Genomic DNA, 24593 nt, shown 5'->3' with positions numbered 1-24593 from the left:
TACTGATGTAAATAAATATCATCTCCAAGTTTTCTAAATTTTCATATGCAGTTGATAGATTTTTCTTATCAATTTGATAAAATTTAATTATTTTACATGTGCTGCTGAGCGTGCTAAAATAATAGGGATAAACTAGATATAAAAAGGAATTTTTAGATGAATTACTTGATTTCAGCATCCGGCTGGGCTTGGTATGACAGTCTTGTTGAGCATATTCCCCAAGGTCGGCTTTTTAGTTGGCGGGCTGTTTTTGACGCTATCCCAAATATTTTAGAACGTTTGCCTGTGACATTGGGCTTGACAGTGGCGGGAGCCGTTTTTGGCTTAATTTTGGCTTTGATTTTTGCTATAGTTAAATTGAATCGTATTAAAATCTTGTATCCTATTCAAGCACTTTTTGTCAGCTTTTTACGGGGGACACCGATTTTGGTACAGCTCATGCTGAGTTACTACGGTATTCCGCTTTTTTTGAAATTTCTCAATCAAAAATATGGTTTCAATTGGAACATCAATGATATTCCGGCCGCTGTTTTCGCTATTACAGCCTTTGCTTTTAATGAGGCAGCTTACACAAGTGAGACAATTCGTGCGGCAATTCAGTCTGTCAATACAGGCGAGATTGAAGCTGCCAGAAGTTTAGGGATGACAGCATCTCAGGTTTATCGCCGTGTTATCATTCCCAATGCCGCGGTGGTCGCAACACCCACTCTAATCAATACGCTGATTGGCTTGACAAAAGGAACTTCGCTGGCATTTAACGCAGGGATTGTGGAAATGTTTGCGCAGGCCCAGATTTTAGGTGGTTCAGACTATCGCTATTTTGAACGCTATATTTCGGTTGCTATGATTTATTGGACAATCAGTATCTTGATTGAACAAGTCGGACGTTTACTGGAAAAGCGGATGGAAATTCATTCACCGGACAATATCACGAATGAAGTGGCAGGGGGTGTGCGTTAATGATAAAAATCACTAATATGACAAAAACATTTTCTGGACAGAAAGTGTTGGACAACCTCAGTCTTGATATCCAAAGAGGTGAAGTAATTGCAATTGTGGGGGCTTCCGGAGCGGGGAAATCAACCTTTTTGCGCAGCATGAATTATCTGGAGCAGCCTGATTCAGGCAGTATTGTCATTGACGATTTTAAGGTTGATTTTACAACAATCAGCAAGGAAGAAATCTTAATACTGCGTCGTAAACTGGCTATGGTTTTTCAACAGTTTAATTTGTTTGAGCGGCGGACGGCTCTTGACAATGTCAAAGAGGGCTTGAAAATTGTAAAAAAGATGTCTGACGAAGAAGCCACTAAGCTGGCTAAGGAAGAGTTGGCTAAAGTGGGGCTGTCAGATCGGCAGCAGCATTATCCCAGACATTTATCAGGCGGACAAAAACAGAGGGTTGCACTTGCCAGAGCTCTGGCGATGAAGCCGGATGTTCTCTTGCTTGATGAACCGACTTCAGCACTTGATCCAGAACTGGTAGGTGAAGTTGAAAAGTCAATTGCCGATGCTGCCAAGACTGGGCAAACAATGGTTTTGGTCAGCCATGATATGAATTTTGTCTATCAAGTAGCTGATAAGGTTCTGTTTCTTGAACAGGGGCATATCCTTGAACAAGGAACGCCTGATGAGCTATTTAACCATCCAAAAGAAGAACGGACCAAGGAATTTTTTGCCAGCTATACCAAAACATATATCTGATCCCTGCTGAACAAAGAGTAGAAAATTTTGGCTCTTTGTTCAGTTTTTTATTAAAGCCTGTTAATTAGAACTTTCAGCGGTACCGAATCCTAGACCAAATCTGAGATTCTTTTGCTTTTGCCTTTTCAGCTATCGCTGCGGCTGTATTTAATTTCAGGATTTGCTATAATAAGAGGAGCTGTATTTGCCTATTCCTTTTTTTATATGGTAAAATAATCGTTACATATAGTCTGGTAAGAAGGTAGGTTAAAATTAAGATATGTTATTAGAAATTTTCAGTCTTTATATACAAGGGCTATTTATGGCCGTGATTTTGGTCGTGCTTGCCAGCTGTTGTTGGATTAGCTGGCGTGCCTGGCGGAAATTAGATCAAACTGCTAAAGAAAGACAGGCCTTTTTGTATGAAGTGCTGATGATGTCAGTAATGACAGCTCCAATTCTTTCTTTTGCCTTCATGGCGGTGCTTTTGATCTTAAAATCATAATAATTGCAAAAGCTGCTGTCAGCTGGTACAATAAAGAAATGGACAATGAAGGAAAAACGTAAATAAGCCATATAAGAGGACAATGAAAAAGATGAAACGATCAAATTAATGGGCTAAAGACTGGAAATTGCGGAGCCTAAAAGTGGAACAGAATACGTTTACCTTGACCTTTCTGTCTCGCTTTTCTTGGTTTTTAGCGCCAGACGTAGTTGTCTGAAGGCTTTGGTCTTGGCAGTCGACCTCCCCTTTTAGCCGTCTTTTGTTGGGTCTTGAACGGCTTGTGTATCTTGGTAAAGGAGAACTTATGTACGATACGTTAATTATTGGTTCGGGGCCTGCGGGTATGGCTGCCGCACTTTATGCCGCCCGAAGCAATTTAAAAGTTGGGATTCTTGAACAAGGGGCTCCCGGCGGGCAAATGAACAATACATCTGATATTGAAAACTATCCTGGTTTTGATCTGATTTCGGGACCAGAATTATCCATGAAGATGTTTGAACCCCTTGAGAAATTAGGGGTTGATAATCTTTATGGAATCGTTACTGCAATTGAGGACCAAGGGGAATATAAAACTGTAAAAACGGCTGATGAGAGCTATCAAACTAAGACAGTCGTCCTTGCAACCGGCGCTAAACACCGCCATGTCGGTGTTGCAGGTGAAGAGGAGTACAGCAGCCGAGGCGTCTCTTACTGTGCTGTTTGTGACGGGGCTTTTTTCCGCGGTCAAAAACTTTTAGTTATTGGCGGCGGTGATTCAGCGGTTGAAGAAGGGCTGTTTTTAACTCGATTTGCAGAGAGCGTTACAATTATTCATCGGAGAGATGAACTGCGTGCCCAAAAAGTTTTGCAGGAACGGGCTTTTGCTGATGACAAAATTAACTTTATTTGGGATTCTGTTGTTACAGAAATTAAAGGTGATACTAATAAGGTAACTTCTGTTGATGTTAAAAATGTAAAAACTGGTCAGATCAGCAGCCATGACTTCGGAGGCGTTTTTGTATACGTTGGGCTTGATCCGGTATCTGATTATGTTAGCGATCTCGGCATTACTGATGAAGCGGGCTGGATTATTACTGATGAGCAAATGCAGACAGCCCGTCCGGGCATTTTCGCAGTCGGTGATGTCCGTCAAAAAGATTTGCGCCAGATTACGACTGCTGTCGGAGATGGTGCTACGGCAGGGATTCAAGCTTATCAATACATTGCTTCTCATTCTGGATAGCGATGTGAATCCTCTATTTGTTGATGTAAAATAAAGCAATTGAAGGGGCTGAATAAAGCCCTTTTTTTGTTATCACAGCTAAATTTTGCAGACAGAGATAAAGGGTATAAAAGTAAAGTGCAAAATAGTAGAAATATGTTATAATAGTCACAATATGAGAGTATATGCTTCGATTGCCGACAGCTGATTAAAAAGAAGCAAATCAGAAGATTTTGCCTGAGAGCTATTTGCATCTTAAGAGACTGAGATGTTTAAGAGCTGAGGTGTGTCATCCTCGGTTGGATAATGTCAGGGCTAACTTGGAGCTTGAAGAATGAGAGAATCTTATAAACTGAGGCTCTGCGTTCCAAACTGCCTGCTGCAGCTATCTGAAAATTTTGTTATCTTAGTGGCCGCTCGCAGCTTTCTAGTCTTTCTGGCTTACCGCCAGCCGTAAACGACTGAAAGCTTTGTCGTCTTAACAGCCGACCGCACCTCTCTAGTCTTTCTGGCAGGGGTGCGCAGACGAAATCGAAGATTTCTGGCTTACCGCCAGCCGTAAACGTCTGAAAGTTTTGTCACCTTAACAGCCGACCGCACCTTTCTAGTCTTTCTGGCAGGGGTGCGCAGACGAAATCGAAGATTTCTGGCTTACCGCCAGCCGTAAACGTCTGAAAGCTTTGTCACCTTAACAGCCGACCGTATCTTTCTAGTCGTCTTGGCAGGGGTGCGCAGACGAAATCGAAGATTTCTGGCTTACCGCCATTTTCCTTTTGCGTTCTTAACGGGCTTTGTATCTTAATGAACTGAACACGCCCTAAGAGCTGTGCAAAAAAGACAGCCTGTCCTAGAGCTTTGTGGCTCTTCGTCCAGCCTCCTATTTTTGCTTTGCTCTTTTAACGGGCTTTGTATCTTAATGAACTGAACACGCCCTAAGAGCTGTGCAAAAAAGACAGCCTGTCCTAGAGCTTTGTGGCTCTTCGTCCAGCCTCCTATTTTTGCTTTGCTCTTTTAACGGGCTTTGTATCTTAATGAACTGAACACGCCCTAAGAGCTGTGCAAAAAAGACAGCCTGTCCTAGAGCTTTGTGGCTCTTCGTCCAGCCTCCTATTTTTGCTTTGCTCTTTTAACGGGCTTTGTATCTTAATGAACTGAATACGCCCTAAACGCTGCGGGAAAAAGATGTCCTGACTTAGAATCTGGCGATTCGTCAGTCAGTCCCCTATTTTCTCTTTGCGTTTTAAACGGGCTTTGTATCTTTATATACGGAGGAGTGTTATGTACACAGACGATAGTTTAACTTTGCATACTGATCTTTATCAGATTAATATGATGCAGGTCTATTTTGAACAAGGTATCCATAATAAAAAAGCAGTTTTTGAAGCTTATTTCCGTAAAGAGCCCTTTGCTAACGGTTATGCCGTTTTTGCAGGTCTGGAGCGTTTGATTCAATATTTGGAAGGCCTGAGTTTTACTGCGTCGGATATTGCTTATTTAGAACGTTTGGGCTACCCTCAGGATTTCCTATCGTACTTGAAAAATTTAAAATTAGATTTATCAATCCGGTCAGCAAAGGAAGGGGATTTGGTTTTTGCCAATGAACCGATAGTACAGGTTGAAGGCTCATTGGCTCAATGTCAGCTGGTTGAAACAGCCCTTTTAAATATTATTAATTTTCAAACTCTGATTGCGACAAAGGCGGCTCGTATCCGTTCTGTTATTGAGGATGAACCTCTGCTGGAGTTCGGAACTCGGCGTGCTCAGGAACTGGATGCCGCCATTTGGGGGACGAGAGCGGCAGTGATTGGTGGGGCAGATGCCACCAGTAATGTCCGGGCCGGAAAACTGTTTGATATCCCGGTTTCCGGCACACATGCTCATGCCCTGGTTCAGGCTTACGGCAATGATTATGAAGCATTTAAGGCTTATGCTAAAACTCATAAGGATTGTGTTTTTTTAGTTGATACCTATGATACCTTAAAGATTGGTGTGCCGTCTGCTATCCGTGTGGCTCAGGAAATGGGGGATAAGATTTCCTTTAAAGGTGTCCGTCTGGATTCCGGCGACTTGGCCTACCTTTCAAAAGAAGTCCGCAAACAGCTGGATGCAGCTGGTTTTACGGATGCTAAAATTTATGCTTCTAATGACTTAGATGAAAATACTATTCTCAACCTCAAAATGCAAAAGGCTAAAATCGATGTTTGGGGAGTCGGAACAAAACTGATTACTGCCTACGACCAGCCTGCTCTTGGTGCAGTCTACAAAATTGTTTCCATTGAGGACGAAAACGGTGTGATGCAGGATACTATCAAATTGTCCAATAATGCTGAAAAAGTATCAACGCCTGGTAAAAAACAGGTTTGGCGCATTACCAGCCGTGAAAAAGGAAAATCTGAAGGGGATTACATCACTTTTGCTGAGACAGATGTCAATCACTTGGATGAAATTGTGATGTTTCATCCTACTTACACTTATATCAGTAAGACCATAAAGAATTTTAAGGCTGTTCCGCTTTTAGTTGATATTTATCAGCAAGGCCGGCTGGTTTATGATTTGCCGACGCTTGCAGAGATAAAAGAATACGCTAAAAAAGAACTGGATGGTTTGTGGAATGAATACAAGCGCGTGCTGAATCCTCAGGATTATCCTGTAGATTTAGCTCAGGATGTTTGGGACAATAAGATGAACTTGATTGACCGCGTACGCCAATCAGCCTATGATTCTGCAGAAGAAGAAAGGAAGAGCTTATGACTTTGCAGGAAAGCATTATCAAAACATTAGGAGTGCAGGCCGCTATTGACAGTCAGAAGGAAATCCGTAAATCTGTTGATTTCTTGAAGGCCTACCTGTATAAGCATTCCTTTTTAAAAACTTATGTTTTGGGAATTTCTGGTGGTCAGGATTCAACTTTGGCCGGACGTTTAGCTCAGATTGCTGTTGAAGAGCTGCGTGCTGAAACTAGGGACAAGGCTTATCAGTTTATTGCTGTCCGCCTGCCTTATGGGATTCAGCAAGATGAAAACGATGCTCAGATGGCTCTGCAGTTTATTCAGCCTGACCGGCTTGTGACTGTTAACATTAAAGGGGCTGTAAGCCAGCAAGTTGAGGCTTTACAAGCAGCCGGTGTTACAGTATCGGATTTTAATAAGGGTAATATCAAAGCTCGGCAGCGAATGATTACTCAGTATGCGATTGCCGGTCAGTATGCCGGGGCGGTGATTGGTACGGACCATGCAGCAGAGAATTTAACGGGCTTTTTTACCAAATTCGGAGACGGCGGAGCGGATATTCTGCCGCTCTACCGCTTAAATAAGCGTCAAGGGCGGCGGCTTTTGGCAGAACTGGGGGCAGATAAAGCCCTTTATGAAAAAGTACCGACCGCTGATTTGGAAGAGGACAGGCCGGGACTTGCTGATGAACTGGCCTTAGGTGTGAGCTACAATGACATTGATGACTATTTGGAAGGAAAGACAATTGCTCCGGAAGCCCAGAAAGTGATTGAAGATTGGTGGAAAAAAACGATGCATAAGCGCCACCTTCCTATCACCATCTTTGATGATTTTTGGAAGTAGAATCAGCAGGACCAAAAAGCCGGCTGATTGTCCAGAATAGAACTGACAAAAATTGCCTAATCAGGCCATAAGTTGCTTAATCAAATAAAGGAGACTTTTTACATGTCGGAATTAAAAACAAGTTTTACAGATAAACTTTTCGAACAATATGAGGCCAATCTCAAATATCGTGCTGTGGAGCATGCTGTAACCCATAACGGCCTGCTAAAGTCGCTGGCAACACGGCAAAGTGAAGTGGAGAACGATTACACTTTTTCTATTGATTTAACTCAAGACAAAGCTGCCGACCAAAAAGCTTCAGGCCGCTGTTGGATGTTTGCTGCCCTCAATACTTTTCGGCATCAAGTGATTAAGGATTTTAACGTAGAAAATTTTGAATTTTCACAAGCGCATACCTTTTTCTGGGATAAGTATGAAAAGTCCAACTGGTTTCTTGAGCAGATTCTGGCTACTGCGCATCTGGAACTCTCCAGTCGAAAGGTTAAATTTTTACTGGATACTCCGCAGCAGGACGGAGGTCAGTGGGATATGGCTCTTGCGCTTTTTGAAAAGTACGGTCTTGTACCTAAGTCAGTTTATCCTGAATCCGTCTCATCCAGCGCCAGCAGAGAAATGAATCAGTATCTCAATAAATTGCTGCGGCAGGATGCACAAATACTGCGGGAACTGTTCAATCAAGGTGCTGATCATTCGGCTCTTCAAGCTAAAAAAGAAGAACTGTTACAGGGAATTTTTAACTTTTTAGCCATCAATTTAGGTTTGCCGCCAAGACATTTTGATTTCTCCTACCGCGATGAAGACGGCCATTATCATGCTGATAAGCAGATCACTCCGCAGCGTTTCTATGAAAAATATATCCATATGGACTTAAATAACTATGTGTCTGTTATTAACGCTCCGACTGCAGACAAGCCCTATGGCCGGTCTTATACAGTTGAGATGCTGGGAAATGTTGTCGGCGGCCCTGCCGTCCGCTACCTCAATCTAGATATAGATCGCTTCAAGGAGCTGGCTCTTAAACAATTGAAAGCCGGAGAAACAGTCTGGTTTGGTTCAGATGTCGGACAGTTTTCTGAACGGAAAAAAGGGATTCTGGCGACGACAGCTTATGATTTTTCAGCTGCTTTAGACCTTGACTTCGAACAGGATAAAGCCGGCCGTCTGGATTACGGTGAGAGCCTAATGACGCATGCCATGGTGTTAACCGGGGTTGACTTAGATGACAGCGGTCGCCCGCTTAAATGGAAAGTTGAGAATTCTTGGGGTGAAAAGGTCGGAGACAAAGGCTATTTTGTGGCTTCTGACGACTGGATAGAAGAGTATGCCTATCAAATCGTAGTCCGTAAAGACTTTTTAACAGATCAAGAGCGTGCTGCCTATGAGGCAGAACCAACTGTACTGGATCCGTGGGATCCGATGGGGGCTCTTGCTAAATGACAGCAGTAGATTTTCTTCCTAGTTCAATAAGTACTTTTTAGTTGGCTCAGTTTTTGAGAATTATTGTACTGTCAGCTGGCGGCCTCTCTTTGTTAGGCTGGAAAAGTGATAAAAATGAATAAAAGACCAAGCTTAGTGTTCACTTAGCACAAAGCTTGGTCTTTTTGTTTAAATAAGATTTTTAATCTAAAGCTGACTAGTCCCCTTCGTTTTCGTCTTCACTTTCGCTTTGAGAGGAGGATTGTTCTGAATCATCACTGCTGTTATCAGCATTTGCATCAGTGTCTTCTTCACTGGATGGTGCCTCTGATTCAGTGGTTGATGAACCATAGATGTTGTTGTAGACTGAGCTGGAAGAAGATTCGTAAGTTTTTGACGTGTAGCCGCTCAGATAAAGATAGGATCCGCTTCGATACAAACCGCTTGGCATGGTCCAATCAGTACTGCCGCTGCCAGACTGTGCTAAATAAAGCATCATTGCCCGGTAGACTTGAGCAGCAATTTTGATCCCATCACCATAGACAGGCGTCATTCGATCCTTGTAGCCGGTCCAGACAGCCATGGCATACTGCGTTGTGTAACCGACGAAATTTTCATCAGGAGCCATAGTTCCTACACTGTAAGTGCTGATACCCTTATCTTGAGCAATCTCAGTCAGTTCTTCATCAGTGTAATTAGATGTTCCCGTTTTACCAGCCTGATAAATTCCGGAAATGGAGGCTTCAGTCCCTGTTCCGTAGGTTAAAACTGTTTTAAGCATGTCCGTCATCATATAAGCAGTCGTTTCTTCCATGGCCCGTGTTGCTGAAGCAGAGTAGCTCTGGGAAGTTCCGTCATTAAACTCAATTTTATTGACATACTGCGGTTTGTAATAAGTTCCGCCGTTGGCAAAAGCAGCGTAGGCAGCTGCCATTTTTTCACTGCTGGCTCCGTATTTTTGATCAGAGCTGCTGGTGTTGCTGGAAATAGCATTTGAATAAACCATTTCCGGATAGTTAATGCCTAAGCCGCTCAGGAATTCCTGGGCGGTCTCCAAGCCTGCAGCTTCCAGAGCTTTAACAGCCGGCACATTACGTGACTGCTGGATCGCTGTTTGAATAGACATAGAGCCATAGTATTGGCGGTCCCAGTTGTAGAGCTGGGTTGTTGTGCCTGGCCAGTAGTAAACAGCATCATTTGTCGACTGACCGGTTGAAGTGTAGGCTTTACTTTCGATAGCAGGACCATAGGCAGAGATTGGTTTCATTGTTGAACCCCAGTCCCGATCGGTCAAAACAGCCTGATTAGTTCCAAAAGATACATTGCTGTCTTGATTTCGTCCGCCTAATTGAGCGATAACCCTACCGTTAGTCACATCAATAACTGTTGAAGCCACCTGAAAATCTGCATCAGGATAGTTGACATAAGTATCAGTGTTATAAATGTCATAAAGATACTGCTGTGCTTCAGGATCGACATTAGTATAAACTTTCATACCGGCCGAAAAGATATCCTGTCCTGTCGTTTCTTTGACTTCGTCAATCACCTGCTTGAGGTAATTATCCATATATTTCGGATAATTGGTATTTTCTTTAAGTTCCTGCAGACCATCTGTAACAGGTGTTGCTACAGCTTCGTCGTATTCTGCCTGTGTGATATTGCCGTCTTCATACATCTCTTTCAGAACTAAATCCCGCCGCTTTTGAGCTGCTTCGGGTTCACTGTAAGGATCGTACTGACTAGGTGCCTGAGGAATACCGGCCAAAAGAGCAATTTGTGCAATAGAAAGATCTTTTAAGTCTTTATTGTAATAAGACTTAGCAGCGGTCAGCATTCCATAGTTGCCGTTGCCCATATAGACTTTATTGACATAGAAGGTGAGGATTTCTTCTTTTGTATATTTTCGCTCCATCTGCAGGGCCAGCCAAGCTTCCTGAGCCTTTCGTTTTAAGGTTTGATCGGATTCGCTGGTCGAAAAGTAGCCTAGTTTGATGACTTGCTGATCGAGTGTTGAGCCGCCCTGAGTGCTGCTTCTGATTAGGTTATTCCAAGCGGCGCCGATAATCCGGTAAAGGTCAATCCCGCGGTGCTTAAAAAAACGTTTGTCTTCTATGGAAGTGACAGCATTAACAAGGTTAAGCGGAATACTGTCAGCTGTGACGCTCTCCCGCTTTTCAGATCCCAAATCAGCAATGAGATTATTGTTGACATCGTAAACCAGACTTGAGTTAGTAGACTCGAGTTTGCTTTCAGAAAGCTCTGGTGTACTGCTGATATAGTATGCAAAAAGGAGACCGCCGACAACAATACCGATGAGAGCCAGACTGAGAGCAGCAAAGACAGCGTATTTAATTGTTTTAAGTACCTTGTCCCTAGTTGTAAGCTCTCTGCCGGCTCGTTTTTGATTATTTCTTCTTCTGAACTGAATCGTTTTGATAGTAATCACCGCCTAAAAAATAATTTTCAATAATGTCTAAATAAGGAACCTGCGGCAGAGCCTTCATCTCTACCCAATAGCCCTTCTTTTTGATATAATCAAGAGGCATTGATTTTGTGCCGCGGTCAATCTGATAAAAATCAATCAGAGCTTTAGCCGGCAGAAAATAGGTTTCTTTTAATGATGAAAAATGAAGCAAAACAAAGCAGATTCCCTGCTGTTCTAAAACTTTAGCCATGTGCTCAATTTGATGCATATGAAAATTTTTCATAGGCATAGCTGTTTTCAGCCGAGTTTCCTTTGCTTCAAAATCAATATAGTGCCCTCGGTAAACACCGGAATAGTCAGTTGTTGACGGCTGTCTGAAATAAGCTTCAACAATCTTGGCGCGGCTGCGCATAGGATAATCCACTTTCACTATTTGGATGGGCGTCGGCTTTTTATGAATGACAGCAATAGAATGCGCCAAGTAATAATTGTTGGTTGCATTAATTGCTGCTTCAAAAGACATGCCTCGGTTAGCAAAATTAACCTTTTTGTCTGACTGTCCTGCTGTTTTTTTTCGGATGAGATGATGGGGGTGCGGATAATTAACCATAATCCTCCTAACTTCACATACAAAATAGGATAATATAAAGCAAAACTATTATACCATAATTTTAAAAAGGATGATATTTTATGCATACGATTCTTATAACCGGCTACAGAAGCTTTGATCTGGGAATCTTTCAAGACAGTGATAAGCGCATCGAAATGATAAAAAAAGCAATTAAAAAGGATTTGCTGTCTTATCTGGAGGAGGGAGCTGAGTGGCTTATTTTTACCGGGAGTCTTGGTTTTGAATTTTGGGCTTTAGAGGTCGCTCAGGAACTGCAGCAAACATATGATTTTGGCATTGCTACCATTGTCCTTTTCCGCAATCATGGAGAAAATTGGAATACAGCCAATCAGGAAAAATGGACAAAGTTCAAGACAGTTGATTTTTTTAAATACTGTTATGACGCTTATCAAGGTCCTTGGCAGTTTCGGCAGTATAATCAGTTTCTGCTTGATAACTCAGACGGCGCTTATATCTTTTACGACAGTGAGCAGAAAACCAATCTCCATTATCTGGTAGATGAAGGACAAAAACGTATGGATTATCCTATCTTGTTTTTAACCTTTGACAGGCTCAATGACCTGCTGAATGATTGGTAGTTTTTCTGCCAAACAGCTTTTTAGAGCATTGCAAGTCTAGTTTGCTGAGCTGCAAATGATAAGTTTTAGACATTGGAATGTCATCTTTTTTTAATTATGAAACAGATCTTAATACTTGATTTTTGAATTTTTTTTAGCTATGATGGAAGTGATAGATAGTTAAAATTAAATTTTCACTATTTAAGAATTGTTATGTTTGGAGAGGATAGAATGGCAAGTATTATTTTTAGTCCCAAAGATATTTTTGAACAAGAATTTAGAACCAGTATGCGCGGGTATGACAGAAAAGAAGTCGATGAGTTTTTAGATGATGTCATCAAAGATTATGAAACCTATATCGAACAGATTCAAGAACTGCGTGAGGAAAATGAAAAACTTAAACAGGCCGCTGCGCGGGCTAAAACAGAAAAAAAAGCCCCTTCTCCGGCCCCTGCAAAAGTAGCTGCTGTTCCTGAACAAACTCGTGTTGCACAGTCTGCTACTAATTTTGACATTCTAAAACGTATCAGCCGATTGGAAAAAGAAGTGTTTGGCAAACAGATTATTGAATAATGAGTCAGGAATTTAAATGCAATTTTTGGATAATCGCATGAGAGAGTCAGTCTTTCATGAGGAAAGTCCATGCTAGCACCGGCTGTGATGTCGGTAGTGTTTGTGCTGGGTGAAAAAATAAGCCCAGGGACGTGTTAAAACACGTTACGGCGGATGAAACGGCTAAGTCCTTTTATTGAAGGATAGGCGGGATTAATCCTGAAAGTGCCACAGTGACGAAGCTTTTATGGAAACATAGGAGGTGGAACGCGGTAAACCCCTCAAGCTAGCAACCCAAACTTTGGTAGGGGCACGGGGCAGGCGGAAAGCGAACGCACTGTCCTGACTGGAAACAGTAGACAGATGATTATCGAAGGAAGCAGGAGCCTAGCTGTTTCCGGAACAAAACATGGCTTATAGAAAATTGCATAATAGGTTGAGCTAGCATCTGCTAGCTTTTATTTAACTTTGATGAATAAAAATAAAAGGACTGTAATGAAAGAAAGCTTTAATTTAGTGGCGACAGCCGGAGCAGGTCTTGAAGCTGTTGTCGGCCGTGAAATCAGAAATTTAAAAATAGACTGCCAGGTTGAAAACGGCAAAGTTCGTTTTCAGGGAGACCAGACGGCTATTATCAGAAGTAATTTGTGGCTGCGGTCAGCGGATCGTGTCAAAATTGTAGTTGGAGAATTTACAGCTCTTACTTTTGAAGAACTTTTTCAAGGGATAAAGTCTCTTGATTGGGAAAACTACCTGCCTCTCGGTGCACAATTTCCGATTGCCAAGGCCAAATGTGTCAAATCCCAGCTTCATAATGAACCCAGTGTACAGGCTGTTGCAAAAAAAGCTGTTGTTAAAAAACTGCAGCAGTATTATCATCGGCCGGAGAGCATTCCCCTACCGGAACATGGTGCAGAGTTCCGGATTGAGCTTGCTATTGTCAAAAATCAGGTCAGCGTGCTGATTGATACAAGCGGATCCAGTTTATTTAAACGCGGTTACCGTGTGGATAAGGGAGGCGCTCCGCTTAAAGAAAATATGGCTGCGGCTATTATTGAGCTAAGCAATTGGTACCCTGATAAACCTTTTATCGATCCAACTTGCGGATCAGCAACTTTTTGTATTGAAGCGGCTATGATTGGCATGAATATGGCCCCGGGCCTCAGGCGCAGCTTTGCCTTTGAATCTTGGTCTTGGTTTGATCAGGAACTGACGGCAAAGCTTCGTGCAGAGGCAGAGGGGCAAATTGACCGAACAGTTGAGCTGGATATTTCCGGTTTTGATATTGACGGCCGAATGATTGAAACTGCCAAGAAAAATGTAGCAGCAGCCGGACTTGAAGATGTCATCAAACTGAAACAAATGCGCCTTCAAGACCTTAAAACGGAGAAAATCAATGGTGTTATTATAGCCAATCCTCCCTATGGCGAGCGACTGCTGGATGACAAAGCAGTTAATATTTTGTATAATGAGATGGGTCAAGCCTTCGCTCCGCTGAAGACTTGGAGTAAGTTTATTTTGACTAGTGATGAACAATTTGAAAAGAAATACGGCATGCCAGCCGATAAAAAACGAAAACTGTACAATGGAACACTGAAAGTTGATTTATACCAGTTTTTTGGTGAACGTGTCAAACGTGCTCAGGTTTAGAAAGGCAGGGAAAGGGTGACAGAGGAAAAGAAGAAGCCACAGGAACAGGAAAATGAAGAGTCAAAACTGGATTTTGAAAAAGCTCGGGAGATGACTGTCGGCGAAGCCGTTCGCAAAGATTCAGAAATCAAAGCTGGAGTCACTGAAGAAGATGGTGTTTTAGACAAATATATCAAACAGCATCCTGAAGAAGTTGCTTCGCAAAAATTTGACACCATTACTGCCAGGTATGAAAAATTGGATACAGCTACGCTTGATGATTTTATCAAACAGCAGCGTGAAGAGTTAGAACAGTCCAGTCTTCTTCAAGATGAGGCAGAAAAAAAATTCTCTGATTCAAGTGAGGAGCCGGTACAGTTTGGTACAGTGACAGAGGACACTTTTATCGCTGAAGAAACAGTGCGTCAGTCGGGAACTGAAATGGCTTCTGATCCAGAACCGGCTGAGGAGCCTCTTGCAAGCGCAAAGGACAAGAACGCTCCTTTCTATAAAAAACGCAAGCTATTGCTGGGGGCCTTATTTGCTCTGATTCTTGCCGTTTTTGCTGCTGGTTTTGGAATGAATTATCTGAATCGTCAGCGGTCACAGCAGCAAACATCGGGTTCGTCTGCCGATAAAGCCAGCACATCTTCAACTGCTTCAAGTTCGAAAGATAGTACGAAGGAAGCTGCAGATGAATTTGACAGTCTGTATCAGTCCTTTTTTGCGGATGACCAGCAAACTTTGCCTAAAAACAGTGAGTTCACTAATCTTTCTAAATTAGAAACGGCTCTTAAACAGTTAGCTGATACAGATTATTATAAGGATGCTAAAAGTAAATACGATAAGCTGAGCCGTCAAATAAAAGCGGTTCAAGCAGTAAATGGCAAGTTTACTTCTGATGCCATTGCTGATGGAAAGCAGGTAGAGTCTGCCGCTGTCAAATCAGATGCTAATTTTGACGATTTGTCCAGTGAAACTTTAAATACCGGCAATGCCAGCTTGGATACCTTGCTGCAAAAAGTTATTGCTGCCGGCCGTGAGCAGCTGGCTGCTAAAGGGAGCAGCTCATCGCAACAGGCTGCTTCGGGAGAAAGTTCAGCTGCTGAGTCGAATTCAGCAGTAAATGGTTCTGGTATTTCGGGCTATGACAGTTCAACGCTGGATCGCAGCCGTTCACGTGTCCCATATAGTGCAGAGGCCGTGGCGGACAGTGCTAATTCAGCATGGGCTTTTAATCCCGGAGTGCTTGAAAAAATTGTGGCGACTTCTCAGGAGCGCGGCTATATCTCAGGAAATGACTACATCCTTGAACCTATTAATATTATTAACGGCAACGGTTATTACAATATGTACAAGCCTGATGGCACCTATCTTTTTTCCATCAACTGTAAAACAGGCTATTTTGTCGGCAATGCTTCAGGCTACTCAGATGGACTGGATTATTAAAAACAGCTGTTAGATTACGAGAATTCTCTCTTTCTGCTGTTTTGATATATAAAAAGCTTGGTCGTAAATTTTTACAACCAAGCTTTTTTTGCTGTATTTTCGGTAAAAGGGCTGTTAAACGAGATGCCGTTCAAAAGGATTGTCTGAAATACCTGCATCTAAGACCGATTTAGCCCATTCTTTGGCAGAGAACAGGCTGTGATCCTTGTAATTACCGCAGGATTCGGCTGTGGTTCCCGGCACATCTTCCCAGCTTGTTGTTTGAGCTATCTCTTCCAAGCTTGCTTTAATAACTTTTGCAATATCAGTACTGGAGTGCTCTCCCCACATAATAAGGTGAAATCCCGTCCTGCAGCCAAAAGGTGAACAGTCGATCATTCCCTCAATTCTCTGGCGGATCAGCTTAGCCAAGAGGTGTTCAATTGTGTGCAGTCCTGCTGTAGGAATAGCATTTTCATTAGGCTGAACCAGACGGATATCGAAATTACTGATGATATCACCTTTAGGTCCAGACTCCTCGGAAATATGACGGACATAAGGCGCCTTTACTGCTGTATGATCAAGCTCAAAACTTTCAACAATAACATCTTTTTTCATTTTTCTCCTCCATGTAAACCAAGATATAAAATCCATATGAAAATGACGGTAAGTCCGAAATCTTTGATTTCGTAGACGCCCCTCTGCCAGAACGATTAGAAGAGGAGGCTCCAATAAAAACTTTAACCTTTAAATCACTGCTAATCTATTCTGTAGGATGGAGCTGTCCAGTAACAATTTAAAATTTTGGAAAAGCGACTAAAGGCCACAGGATGGCTTGCATATTGTATATATTACTAGCAGTAATTTAAGGGTTAGATTTTTAATTCCGCCTTCCCTATCTCTCTTTTAAATCATATCATAAAATAGAGAAGGTTTTCAATTTTAATTGTCGAAAATCTTATTTTATGATAAACTAAAAGATAGCTTTCTGTTAAGAAAACTAAAAAATAGATAGAGGTATAAACATGTTAAATCTTATTTTAGCACTTGTTTGTGCCCTCATTGGTTTAATCATTGGTTATGCGCTTATTTCGATTAGACTGAAGTCTGCGAAAGAAGCTGCTGAACTGACTCTTTTGAATGCCGAACAGGATGCTGTCAACATGCGGGGACAGGCTGAATTAGAGGCTGACCGCATTCGTCAAACAGCGGATCGTGAAAGTAAAGCTCATAAAAAAGAATTACTTTTAGAAGCAAAAGAAGAGGCTAGAAAATATCGAGAAGAAATTGAAAAAGAATTTAAGTCTGAAAGACAAGAGCTCAAGCAAATGGAGACACGGCTGACAGAACGTGCCTCTTCTCTTGACCGTAAAGATGAAAATTTGTCCAGTAAAGAAAGACTCCTGGATAGCAGAGAACAAAGTCTAACCGATAAATCTAGAAATATTGATGAGCGCGAAGAACAAGTTGCTACCCTAGAAGCCAAAAAAAGCGAAGAACTTGAAAAAGTTGCTGAACTTAATCAAGAAGAAGCGCGTGCGATTATTTTGGCTGAAACGGAAAAGAATTTATCCCATGATATCGCCAGCCGTATTAGAGAAGCAGAACGCGAAGTGAAGGACCGCGCTAATAAAACTGCCAAGAATATATTAGCTCAGGCTATGCAGCGTATGGCAGGCGACTATGTGACAGAGCAGACAATCACCAGTGTGCATCTGCCTGATGATAATATGAAGGGCCGTATTATTGGCCGCGAAGGCCGAAACATCCGCACACTTGAGAGCTTAACGGGAATTGATGTCATTATTGATGATACCCCTGAAGTGGTCGTTCTTTCAGGATTTGATCCTATTCGTCGTGAAATTGCACGCATGACCCTTGAAGCTCTTATTCAGGACGGCCGGATTCATCCGGCTCGTATTGAAGAATTGGTTGAGAAAAACCGTTTGGAGATGGATAATCGTATACGCGAATACGGTGAAGCAGCTGCATACGAAATCGGAGCTCCCAATCTTCACCCCGATTTGATTAAGATTATGGGACGCCTGCAATTCCGTACTTCATACGGGCAAAATGTTCTCCGGCACTCCATTGAAGTTGGGAAATTAGCCGGTATTTTAGCTGGCGAACTAGGGGAGAATATTGATCTTGCCCGCAGAGCTGGTTTTTTACATGATATGGGGAAAGCCCTTGACCGTGAAGTCGAAGGAAGCCATGTAGAAATTGGGACAGAGTTTGCTCGTAAGTATAAAGAACATCCTGTTGTTATCAATACTATTGCCAGTCACCATGGGGATGTCGAAGCAAAAAGTGTGATAGCTGTTTTAGTTGCAGCAGCTGATGCGCTTAGTTCTGCCCGGCCCGGTGCTCGTAATGAGTCAATGGAGAACTACATTAAACGTTTACGGGATTTGGAAGAAATTGCGACAAGCTTTGAAGGTGTACAAAACAGTTATGCCCTGCAGGCAGGCCGCGAAATTCGGATTATGGTGCAGCCTGAAAAAATATCAGATGATCAAGTGGTTCTGTTATCCCATAAGGTTCGCAAAAAAATCGAAAATGATTTAGATTATCCGGGGAATATCAAGGTGACTGTTATCCGAGAAATGCGGGCAATTGACTATGCTAAATAAAAGAGAGTGATAGCTGTTTTTGGTAAGTTGGATTTTGAAATCCGATTTTCCAGCACTGAGCCGCTGTGCTCTCTTTTTTTGCCTTCTCCTCTCCGACAAAAGAGAAAAAGCCACTTAGGTCTGCAGCTAGCAGACTGTCTGTATTCTTTTTTAGAGAATGGGCTTATCTTTTATAAGCACAGTAATTGGTGGGAAAAGTCAAGCACATAGCAGCAAAGTCTGAAAAATCAGCGGATGCTTGACAGATAAACTGTTCAGTAAATTTTCTTGAAAAAAACTTTTAATTTTGATACACTAAATGAAAGTAATTCTAAGGAGCATGAGATGGCTGAACGTGGCTTATTAATTGTTTTTTCCGGACCTTCCGGTGTCGGCAAAGGGACGGTAAGACAAGAGATTTTTTCAACACCGGATCATAAGTTTGAGTATTCCGTTTCTATGACAACACGCCCGCAGCGCTCCGGAGAAGTCGAAGGTGTTGATTATTTTTTCCGTACACGTGAAGAGTTTGAAGAATTAATCAAAAACGGCCAGATGCTGGAATATGCTGAATATGTCGGTAACTATTATGGTACTCCCTTAACTTATGTGAATGAAACTTTAGACAAGGGGATTGATGTTTTTTTGGAAATTGAGGTTCAAGGCGCCCTTCAAGTTAAGAAAAAAGTTCCTGATGGCGTATTTATCTTTCTGACCCCGCCCGATTTAGGCAAGCTTCAAGAACGCCTCATCAACCGCGGGACTGACAGTAAAGAAAATATTGCAAAGCGTATCGAACGTGCAAAAGAGGAAATTGCCCTTATGCGGGAATATGACTATGCTGTGGTTAATGACGAAGTGAGTCTGGCTGCAGAGCGTGTCAAGCATATTATTGAAACAGAACACTTTCGTGTTGAACGTGTTATCGGACATTATATGAAGATGATTGAGGAAACTCGATTAAGCAGATAATTTAGAAAAGAGAATAAAGCTATGATGTTAAGACCTTCCATTGATACCTTGTTGGATAGAATTCCTTCAAAATATTCTTTATGCGTTCTGCAGGCTAAACGCGCACATGAACTTGAATTCGGTGCTAAACCAACACAAGAGTTTAAGGCAGTAAAGTCCACTCTTCGGGCCTTAGAGGAGATCAATTCCGGTAATGTTGCTATCCACCCGGATCCGGAAGCCAAGCGAGCGGCTGTTTTAGCTAAGGCTGAAGCGGATAGGCTTGCTCAGGAAGAAGAAGAACGTAAGATTAAAGAACAAATCGCTAAAGAAAAGGAAGAAGAAGGAGAAAAGATCTAAGGTTGTTACAATCTTAGATTTTTATTTAAGACTAAGAATGACAGCTACAGCTCTTCACAAATCAGAGCTGAGGTTCTTAATCCATCTTTGAGCCGTGAACGGTATGAAAAACACGCTTTTAATTGCCTAAGGGATGCCTGCCCGATCAGAGATTTCGGACTTACCGTCTTTTTGTTTTGCTCTTTTAACGGGCTTTGTATCTTGTTGGAATTGAACACGCCCTAAAATCCTAGTGAAAAAGATGGCTGTCATCGTGATGTCAGCATCACTTGCCATCCCCTATTTTCATACGGATTTTTAAACGGCCTTTGTATCTTGTTTATGGAGGTAAGATGGTTTTTCGTATAGCACAGGTTATAGTTGATGTCCCTTTAATGCAGACCGATAAGCCCTTTTCCTATGCCATTCCTGAAGAACTGGAAGAGGATCTTACTGTAGGGACGCGTGTCCATGTGCCATTTGGGCGCAGCGACAGGCTTTTACAAGGTTTTGTTGTGGGGATAGAGGAAACAGCCGAAGATTTAAAGGTAAAAAACATTGCTGAAATCTTAGATTTTGAGCCGGTTTTAAATGGTGAGCAGCTCTTGCTTGCTGATCAAATGCGTAAAAGTGTTTTTTCCTATAAGATTTCAATCTTAAAAGCAATGCTGCCTGGACTCTTGAATTCACAGTATGATAAGCGTCTGCATCCGACTGCTTCTCTGACTGCTCAGGAAAAGAAGGAGATTTTTGCTGATAAAGATACGCTGCTGTTTTCTCAGCTTGATCAAAAAGGGCAGCAACAAGTTGGCCGTCTCGTTAAAGCAGGGAAAATTACAGTCGATTATCTGGCTAAAGACAGGAAAAGCGTTAAAACAGAGAAATATTACCATGTTAACCGGTCTAAATTAGCCTCTTATACTGTTTCAAACCGGGCTAAGAAGAGGCAGGCGCTAAAAGACTATTTGTTGGCTAATTCCGAGGACGGCCGGCTGACTGACTTATATCAGTATTTTTCCAGAGAGGTCTGCAAATTTTTTATAAATGAGGAATTAATAACGATTTTTGAGCGTGAACTGAGCCGATCTGCTGCTTATTTTGCTGATGTGCAGCAGCAAGATTTTCTCACTTTAAATTCCGAACAAAATCGTGTGGTAACTAAAGTATGTGAACAAATCGGGCAGAATTCCCAGCCTTTTTTGCTTGAAGGAATTACTGGTTCCGGGAAGACAGAAGTTTATCTGCATATTATTGATTATGTTTTAAAATTGGGAAAGACAGCTATTGTCTTAGTTCCGGAAATTTCTTTGACACCTCAGATGACTAACCGCTTTATTGCCCGTTTCGGGGAACAGGTTGCCATAATGCATTCAGGACTGTCAGATGGTGAGAGGTTTGACGAATGGCGCAAGATTAAATCAGGTGAAGCCAAAGTTGTAGTTGGAGCGCGTTCGGCTGTCTTTGCCCCGCTTGAAAATATCGGAGCGATTATTATTGACGAGGAGCATGAAGCGAGCTATAAACAAGAAAGCAATCCGCGTTATCACGCCCGTGATGTGGCCCTGCTGCGTGCGCAAAACCATCAGGCTGTTCTTCTTTTGGGATCAGCAACACCAAGTATTGAAAGCAGAGCTAGAGCCGGCAAGAAGGTTTACCGCTTTTTACAGTTAACTAAACGGGCCAATCCTAAGGCTGAAATTCCTAATGTACAGGTTATAGATTTCCGTGACTATGTCGGTCGGCAGGAGGTCAGCAATTTTACTCCTCTTCTTTTGGATAAAATAAAAGAGCGTTTAAACCGAAAAGAGCAAACTGTTTTGATGCTCAACCGCCGCGGTTATTCTAGTTTTATTATGTGCCGTGACTGTGGTTTTGTTGACGAATGTCCCAACTGTGACATCTCTTTGACCCTGCATATGGATACAAAGACAATGAACTGCCATTACTGCGGTTTTACAAAGGCAATTCCGCATCGCTGTCCTAACTGCGGCAGCCAGAGTATTCGTTACTACGGCACAGGAACCCAAAAAGCCTATAATGAACTGACAGAGGTTTTGCCTGAAGCGCGTATTTTGCGTATGGATGTTGATACAACGCGCAAAAAAGGAGCCCATGAAAAAATTCTTCAGGCATTCGGACAGCATAAAGCTGATATTTTGCTGGGCACTCAAATGATTGCAAAAGGGCTTGATTTTCCTAATGTTACCTTGGTTGGTGTTCTAAATGCTGACACGTCGCTTAATTTACCTGATTTCAGAGCTTCCGAACGGACTTTTCAGCTTTTAACTCAAGTAGCTGGCCGGGCCGGCCGGGCAGAAAAAAAAGGAGAAGTTTTGATTCAGACCTATAATCCTAAACATTATGCTATTGAGATGGCGCAAAAGCAAGACTACGAAGCTTTTTACCGCTATGAAATGGCTATTCGCCGCCAACTGGGTTATCCTCCTTACTATTACACAGTGGGTTTAACACTTTCGCATAAAATGGAAGAAGTCGTTATTGAAAAAGCTTATAATGTTTTACAGCTGTTAAAGAACCAATTAAGTCAGCAGGTGAAGATTCTGGGGCCAACTCCAAAACCGATTGCCAGAACCCATCGCCTATATCACTACCAAATTTTGGTTAAATACCGGTTTGAGGAACAGCTGGAGGCTGTTTTGAATCAGATTCTTGACCTCACTCAAGACCGTCAGAATAAAGATCTGCGAATAACTATTGATCATGAACCGCAGAATTTTATGTGAGACCTGCATTTGATGAGAATTGCAAGCTGCTGTGATATAATGAAAAAAAGAGTATGATGAGGTAAGCATTAACATGACAAAGATTATTTTTATGGGGACTCCCGCTTTTTCCGCAACTATTCTGCAGGGACTTTTAAACTCTGAATCCTATGATATTTTAGCGGTTGTCACTCAGCCTGATCGAGCTGTGGGGCGGCGAAAAAAAATCGAGGCCTCTGCGGTCAAGCATTTAGCTTTAGAGCACGATTTACCGGTTTTTCAGCCAGAAAAACTCTCAGGGTCAAAGGAATTAGCTGAACTGCTGGAATTAGGTGCCGATGGAATCGTAACTGCAGCTTTCGGTCAGTTTCTGCCCAGCAAACTGCTTGAAGCAGTTGATTTTGCTGTTAATGTTCATGCTTCTCTGCTTCCTAAATACCGCGGCGGCGCTCCGATTCATTACGCTTTGATTAATGGCGAGAAGAAGACAGGAGTAACGATTATGGAAATGGTAAAGGAGATGGATGCGGGGGATATCATTGCCAACGCTTCGCTCCCCATTTCGGATGATGATAATGTTGGCACACTTTTTGATAAGCTGGCTGTTTTGGGACGTGATCTGCTTCTAAAGACTTTGCCGGCTTATCTTTCCGGAGAACTTAAAGCTCAGCCTCAAGATAATGATAAGGTCAGTTTCTCACCTAATCTCAGTCCGGAAGAGGAGCGGATTGATTGGCAGCAGCCGGCCAGATCGGTATTTAATCAGGTTCGCGGCATGTATCCTTGGCCGATAGCACATACTTTTCTGGCGGGACAGCGTATTAAGCTGCACCAAGTTTCTCTAGCATCTGGTCAAGGACAACCGGGACAAGTTATTGAAAAGAGCAAGAAAAAATTGATTGTCGCAGCCGGACAGGGAGCTGTTTCGCTTGAAACTGTTCAGCCGGCAGGCAAGCCGAAAATGCCCATCGCCGATTTTTTAAATGGTGTCGGCCGAACAGTTGAAGCAGGTGACTTTTTTGATTAAAAACAGCTGGCAAAAATCAGCACGCGGTGCAGCTCTGCTGATTTTGGAAAAAATCTTTAAAGAACAAGCTTATTCCAATATTGTTCTTAACCGCTATCTTAAACAATCCTCCTTAACAAGTCAGGACAAAAGTCTGGTTACCGAACTTGTATACGGTACAGTGGCGCGCAAGATTACTTTAGAATGGTATCTATCGCATTTTATTCAAGACCGGACAAAACTGGAAGAATGGCTTTATTATCTTTTACTGCTGAGTCTGTATCAGCTTTTGTATTTGGATAATATTCCTAATCATGCAGTAGTCAATGAAGCTGTTGCACTGGCTAAAAAACGCAGCCGACAAAGGGGAGCAGAGAAATTGGTCAATGCTGTTTTACGCCGTGTGACTGAAGGGAATCTGCCTGATATAAGCAGTATAAAACGAAAAAATAAATATTATTCTGTGAAATATTCCCTGCCGGTCTGGCTGGTCAGAAAATTAATAGAACAATACGGTGAAAAACGGGGGCTGGATATAATGGCGAGCCTTCTTGTTCGCAGCAAAGCCAGTATCCGCCTTGTCAATCCGCAAAAAAAATCGGAAATTATGGCTGCGACAGGTGCCCTTAGCTCGCAGATCTCTCCAGTCGGTCTGGTCAAGTCGTCGGGTCATTTTGCTGAGACGGCTTATTTTTCTCACGGCGATATTACCATCCAGGATGAATCAAGCCAGTTAGTCGCACCTATTATGAACATTCAAGGTGATGAAACGATTTTGGATGCTTGCAGTGCTCCGGGTGGTAAAGCTGCCCATATGGCTTCCTATTTGACAAGTGGGCATATAGAAGCACTGGATTTATATGATCATAAGTTAAAACTGATTATTGACAACGCCAAGCGTTTACATGTGTCTGACCGCATTTCTGTACGAAAATTGGATGCTAGAAAAGTTCACGACTATTTTGGCAAAGACAGCTTTGATAAAATTTTAGTCGATGCCCCCTGTTCAGGAATCGGCTTGATTCGTCGTAAGCCTGACATTAAGTACAATAAAGAATTGCAGAACCTTGCAGCCCTGCAAAAAATTCAGCTGCAAATATTGGAAAGCGTTTGTCAAACAATACGAAAAGGTGGTATAATAACCTATAGCACTTGTACGATTTTTGCAGAAGAAAATTTCCAAGTTATTAAAACCTTTTTGGAAAAGCATTCTGATTTTGAACAAGTACCATTAAATCATAAACAAAAAGATATTGTTAAAGATGGCTGTATTATCATTACACCTGAGCAGTATCATACAGACGGCTTTTTTATCAGCCAAGTCAAACGTATCTTGTAATATCTAGGAGGAAACTGACAAGGTC

General features: G+C 42.2%; 21 protein-coding genes and 1 other RNA gene. 18 read left to right on the top strand and 4 right to left on the bottom strand.

Annotated elements, in window-relative coordinates; translation table 11 throughout:
* Positions 1–156 precede the first annotated feature (156 nt).
* The 7 genes from A0O21_RS07320 (at position 157) to pepC (ending at position 8397) form a co-directional block, all read left to right on the top strand.
* Positions 157–960: an amino acid ABC transporter permease gene (locus A0O21_RS07320; protein WP_067063648.1), complete on the top strand. Its 804-nt coding sequence runs from the start codon at positions 157–159 to the stop codon at positions 958–960.
* A complete protein-coding gene (locus A0O21_RS07315; RefSeq protein ID WP_067063645.1) occupies positions 960–1703 on the top strand; it encodes an amino acid ABC transporter ATP-binding protein in 744 nt (247 codons plus the stop codon). Before A0O21_RS07320 ends, A0O21_RS07315 begins: the two co-directional genes overlap by 1 nt.
* Positions 1704–1962: 259 nt before the next feature.
* Entirely contained in the window at positions 1963–2187 is a 225-nt protein-coding gene (locus A0O21_RS07310; protein WP_067063641.1) for a DUF4059 family protein, read from the top strand.
* A gap of 304 nt (positions 2188–2491) precedes the next feature.
* On the top strand, positions 2492–3409 hold the full coding sequence (gene trxB / locus A0O21_RS07305) for a thioredoxin-disulfide reductase (RefSeq protein WP_067063638.1): 918 nt from the start codon (positions 2492–2494) through the stop codon (positions 3407–3409).
* Between the two features lie 1257 nt (positions 3410–4666).
* Positions 4667–6139, top strand: a complete 1473-nt coding sequence (locus A0O21_RS07300; protein ID WP_067063635.1) for a nicotinate phosphoribosyltransferase — start codon at positions 4667–4669, stop codon at positions 6137–6139.
* A complete protein-coding gene (nadE, locus tag A0O21_RS07295) occupies positions 6136–6960 on the top strand; it encodes an ammonia-dependent NAD(+) synthetase (RefSeq protein ID WP_067063632.1) in 825 nt (274 codons plus the stop codon). Before A0O21_RS07300 ends, nadE begins: the two co-directional genes overlap by 4 nt.
* A gap of 102 nt (positions 6961–7062) precedes the next feature.
* Positions 7063–8397 carry an aminopeptidase C gene (pepC, locus tag A0O21_RS07290; protein ID WP_067063628.1) on the top strand — a complete coding sequence of 445 codons (1335 nt, stop codon included), beginning with the start codon at positions 7063–7065 and terminating at the stop codon, positions 8395–8397.
* A gap of 196 nt (positions 8398–8593) precedes the next feature.
* Here pepC and pbp1a read toward each other — a convergent pair whose 3' ends face one another.
* Positions 8594–10822 carry a penicillin-binding protein PBP1A gene (gene pbp1a, locus A0O21_RS07285; protein WP_067063625.1) on the bottom strand — a complete coding sequence of 743 codons (2229 nt, stop codon included), beginning with the start codon at positions 10820–10822 and terminating at the stop codon, positions 8594–8596.
* Positions 10782–11411: a Holliday junction resolvase RecU gene (recU, locus tag A0O21_RS07280; RefSeq protein WP_067063621.1), complete on the bottom strand. Its 630-nt coding sequence runs from the start codon at positions 11409–11411 to the stop codon at positions 10782–10784. The genes pbp1a and recU overlap by 41 nt, the downstream gene beginning before the upstream one ends.
* A gap of 80 nt (positions 11412–11491) precedes the next feature.
* Between recU and A0O21_RS07275 the strand changes: the two genes are divergently transcribed.
* The 5 genes from A0O21_RS07275 (at position 11492) to A0O21_RS07255 (ending at position 15619) form a co-directional block, all read left to right on the top strand.
* On the top strand, positions 11492–12010 hold the full coding sequence (locus A0O21_RS07275) for an SLOG family protein (RefSeq protein ID WP_067063618.1): 519 nt from the start codon (positions 11492–11494) through the stop codon (positions 12008–12010).
* 210 nt (positions 12011–12220) lie between these two features.
* Positions 12221–12562 (top strand): cell division regulator GpsB, encoded by a 342-nt coding sequence (gene gpsB, locus A0O21_RS07270; protein WP_067063614.1) that lies wholly within the window; start codon positions 12221–12223, stop codon positions 12560–12562.
* 21 nt (positions 12563–12583) lie between these two features.
* An RNA gene (rnpB, locus tag A0O21_RS07265) (RNase P RNA component class B) lies at positions 12584–12963 on the top strand.
* A 73-nt stretch (positions 12964–13036) separates the two neighbouring features.
* Positions 13037–14191: a THUMP domain-containing class I SAM-dependent RNA methyltransferase gene (locus tag A0O21_RS07260; RefSeq protein ID WP_067063611.1), complete on the top strand. Its 1155-nt coding sequence runs from the start codon at positions 13037–13039 to the stop codon at positions 14189–14191.
* Between the two features lie 15 nt (positions 14192–14206).
* Positions 14207–15619 (top strand): cell division site-positioning protein MapZ family protein, encoded by a 1413-nt coding sequence (locus tag A0O21_RS07255; protein ID WP_067063607.1) that lies wholly within the window; start codon positions 14207–14209, stop codon positions 15617–15619.
* A gap of 114 nt (positions 15620–15733) precedes the next feature.
* Here the strand turns inward: A0O21_RS07255 and A0O21_RS07250 are convergent, their stop codons facing one another.
* Positions 15734–16216 carry an S-ribosylhomocysteine lyase gene (locus A0O21_RS07250; RefSeq protein WP_067063603.1) on the bottom strand — a complete coding sequence of 161 codons (483 nt, stop codon included), beginning with the start codon at positions 16214–16216 and terminating at the stop codon, positions 15734–15736.
* A 407-nt stretch (positions 16217–16623) separates the two neighbouring features.
* On the opposite strand from A0O21_RS07250, the gene A0O21_RS07245 reads away from it, so the two are divergent.
* The 3 genes from A0O21_RS07245 (at position 16624) to rpoZ (ending at position 19521) form a co-directional block, all read left to right on the top strand.
* Entirely contained in the window at positions 16624–18231 is a 1608-nt protein-coding gene (locus A0O21_RS07245; protein ID WP_067063600.1) for a ribonuclease Y, read from the top strand.
* A gap of 324 nt (positions 18232–18555) precedes the next feature.
* A complete protein-coding gene (gene gmk, locus A0O21_RS07235) occupies positions 18556–19182 on the top strand; it encodes a guanylate kinase (RefSeq protein ID WP_067063592.1) in 627 nt (208 codons plus the stop codon).
* 21 nt (positions 19183–19203) lie between these two features.
* A complete protein-coding gene (rpoZ, locus tag A0O21_RS07230) occupies positions 19204–19521 on the top strand; it encodes a DNA-directed RNA polymerase subunit omega (protein ID WP_067063589.1) in 318 nt (105 codons plus the stop codon).
* Positions 19522–19647: 126 nt separating this feature from the next.
* Here the strand turns inward: rpoZ and A0O21_RS10895 are convergent, their stop codons facing one another.
* Positions 19648–19797 (bottom strand): hypothetical protein, encoded by a 150-nt coding sequence (locus A0O21_RS10895; protein ID WP_158511700.1) that lies wholly within the window; start codon positions 19795–19797, stop codon positions 19648–19650.
* Between the two features lie 56 nt (positions 19798–19853).
* Here A0O21_RS10895 and A0O21_RS07225 point away from each other — a divergent pair, with 56 nt between their 5' ends.
* From A0O21_RS07225 to rsmB, 3 genes are all read left to right on the top strand, one after another.
* Positions 19854–22244, top strand: coding sequence for a primosomal protein N' (locus tag A0O21_RS07225; protein ID WP_067063585.1), 2391 nt, complete (start codon positions 19854–19856; stop codon positions 22242–22244).
* A gap of 73 nt (positions 22245–22317) precedes the next feature.
* Positions 22318–23250 (top strand): methionyl-tRNA formyltransferase, encoded by a 933-nt coding sequence (fmt, locus tag A0O21_RS07220; RefSeq protein ID WP_067063581.1) that lies wholly within the window; start codon positions 22318–22320, stop codon positions 23248–23250.
* Entirely contained in the window at positions 23246–24568 is a 1323-nt protein-coding gene (gene rsmB / locus A0O21_RS07215) for a 16S rRNA (cytosine(967)-C(5))-methyltransferase RsmB (protein WP_067065225.1), read from the top strand. The genes fmt and rsmB overlap by 5 nt, the downstream gene beginning before the upstream one ends.
* Positions 24569–24593: the final 25 nt, after the last annotated feature.

Origin of the sequence: Streptococcus pantholopis (assembly GCF_001642085.1) — a bacterium.
Lineage (GTDB): Bacteria > Bacillota > Bacilli > Lactobacillales > Streptococcaceae > Streptococcus > Streptococcus pantholopis.
This window is presented reverse-complemented; position numbering and strand designations above follow the sequence as displayed.

Excerpts from the sequence above, each read along its gene's own strand:
- A0O21_RS07315 (WP_067063645.1), top strand. The coding sequence starts at position 960 with ATGATAAAAATCACTAATATGACAAAAACATTTTCTGGACAGAAAGTG.
- A0O21_RS07300 (WP_067063635.1), top strand. The coding sequence starts at position 4,667 with ATGTACACAGACGATAGTTTAACTTTGCATACTGATCTTTATCAGATT.
- recU (WP_067063621.1), bottom strand. The coding sequence starts at position 11,411 with ATGGTTAATTATCCGCACCCCCATCATCTCATCCGAAAAAAAACAGCA.
- A0O21_RS07310 (WP_067063641.1), top strand. The coding sequence starts at position 1,963 with ATGTTATTAGAAATTTTCAGTCTTTATATACAAGGGCTATTTATGGCC.
- nadE (WP_067063632.1), top strand. The coding sequence starts at position 6,136 with ATGACTTTGCAGGAAAGCATTATCAAAACATTAGGAGTGCAGGCCGCT.
- pepC (WP_067063628.1), top strand. The coding sequence starts at position 7,063 with ATGTCGGAATTAAAAACAAGTTTTACAGATAAACTTTTCGAACAATAT.
- A0O21_RS07275 (WP_067063618.1), top strand. The coding sequence starts at position 11,492 with ATGCATACGATTCTTATAACCGGCTACAGAAGCTTTGATCTGGGAATC.
- A0O21_RS07225 (WP_067063585.1), top strand. The coding sequence starts at position 19,854 with ATGGTTTTTCGTATAGCACAGGTTATAGTTGATGTCCCTTTAATGCAG.
- A0O21_RS07250 (WP_067063603.1), bottom strand. The coding sequence starts at position 16,216 with ATGAAAAAAGATGTTATTGTTGAAAGTTTTGAGCTTGATCATACAGCA.
- gmk (WP_067063592.1), top strand. The coding sequence starts at position 18,556 with ATGGCTGAACGTGGCTTATTAATTGTTTTTTCCGGACCTTCCGGTGTC.
- rpoZ (WP_067063589.1), top strand. The coding sequence starts at position 19,204 with ATGATGTTAAGACCTTCCATTGATACCTTGTTGGATAGAATTCCTTCA.
- A0O21_RS10895 (WP_158511700.1), bottom strand. The coding sequence starts at position 19,797 with ATGGCAAGTGATGCTGACATCACGATGACAGCCATCTTTTTCACTAGG.
- A0O21_RS07320 (WP_067063648.1), top strand. The coding sequence starts at position 157 with ATGAATTACTTGATTTCAGCATCCGGCTGGGCTTGGTATGACAGTCTT.
- trxB (WP_067063638.1), top strand. The coding sequence starts at position 2,492 with ATGTACGATACGTTAATTATTGGTTCGGGGCCTGCGGGTATGGCTGCC.
- fmt (WP_067063581.1), top strand. The coding sequence starts at position 22,318 with ATGACAAAGATTATTTTTATGGGGACTCCCGCTTTTTCCGCAACTATT.
- A0O21_RS07245 (WP_067063600.1), top strand. The coding sequence starts at position 16,624 with ATGTTAAATCTTATTTTAGCACTTGTTTGTGCCCTCATTGGTTTAATC.
- A0O21_RS07260 (WP_067063611.1), top strand. The coding sequence starts at position 13,037 with ATGAAAGAAAGCTTTAATTTAGTGGCGACAGCCGGAGCAGGTCTTGAA.
- gpsB (WP_067063614.1), top strand. The coding sequence starts at position 12,221 with ATGGCAAGTATTATTTTTAGTCCCAAAGATATTTTTGAACAAGAATTT.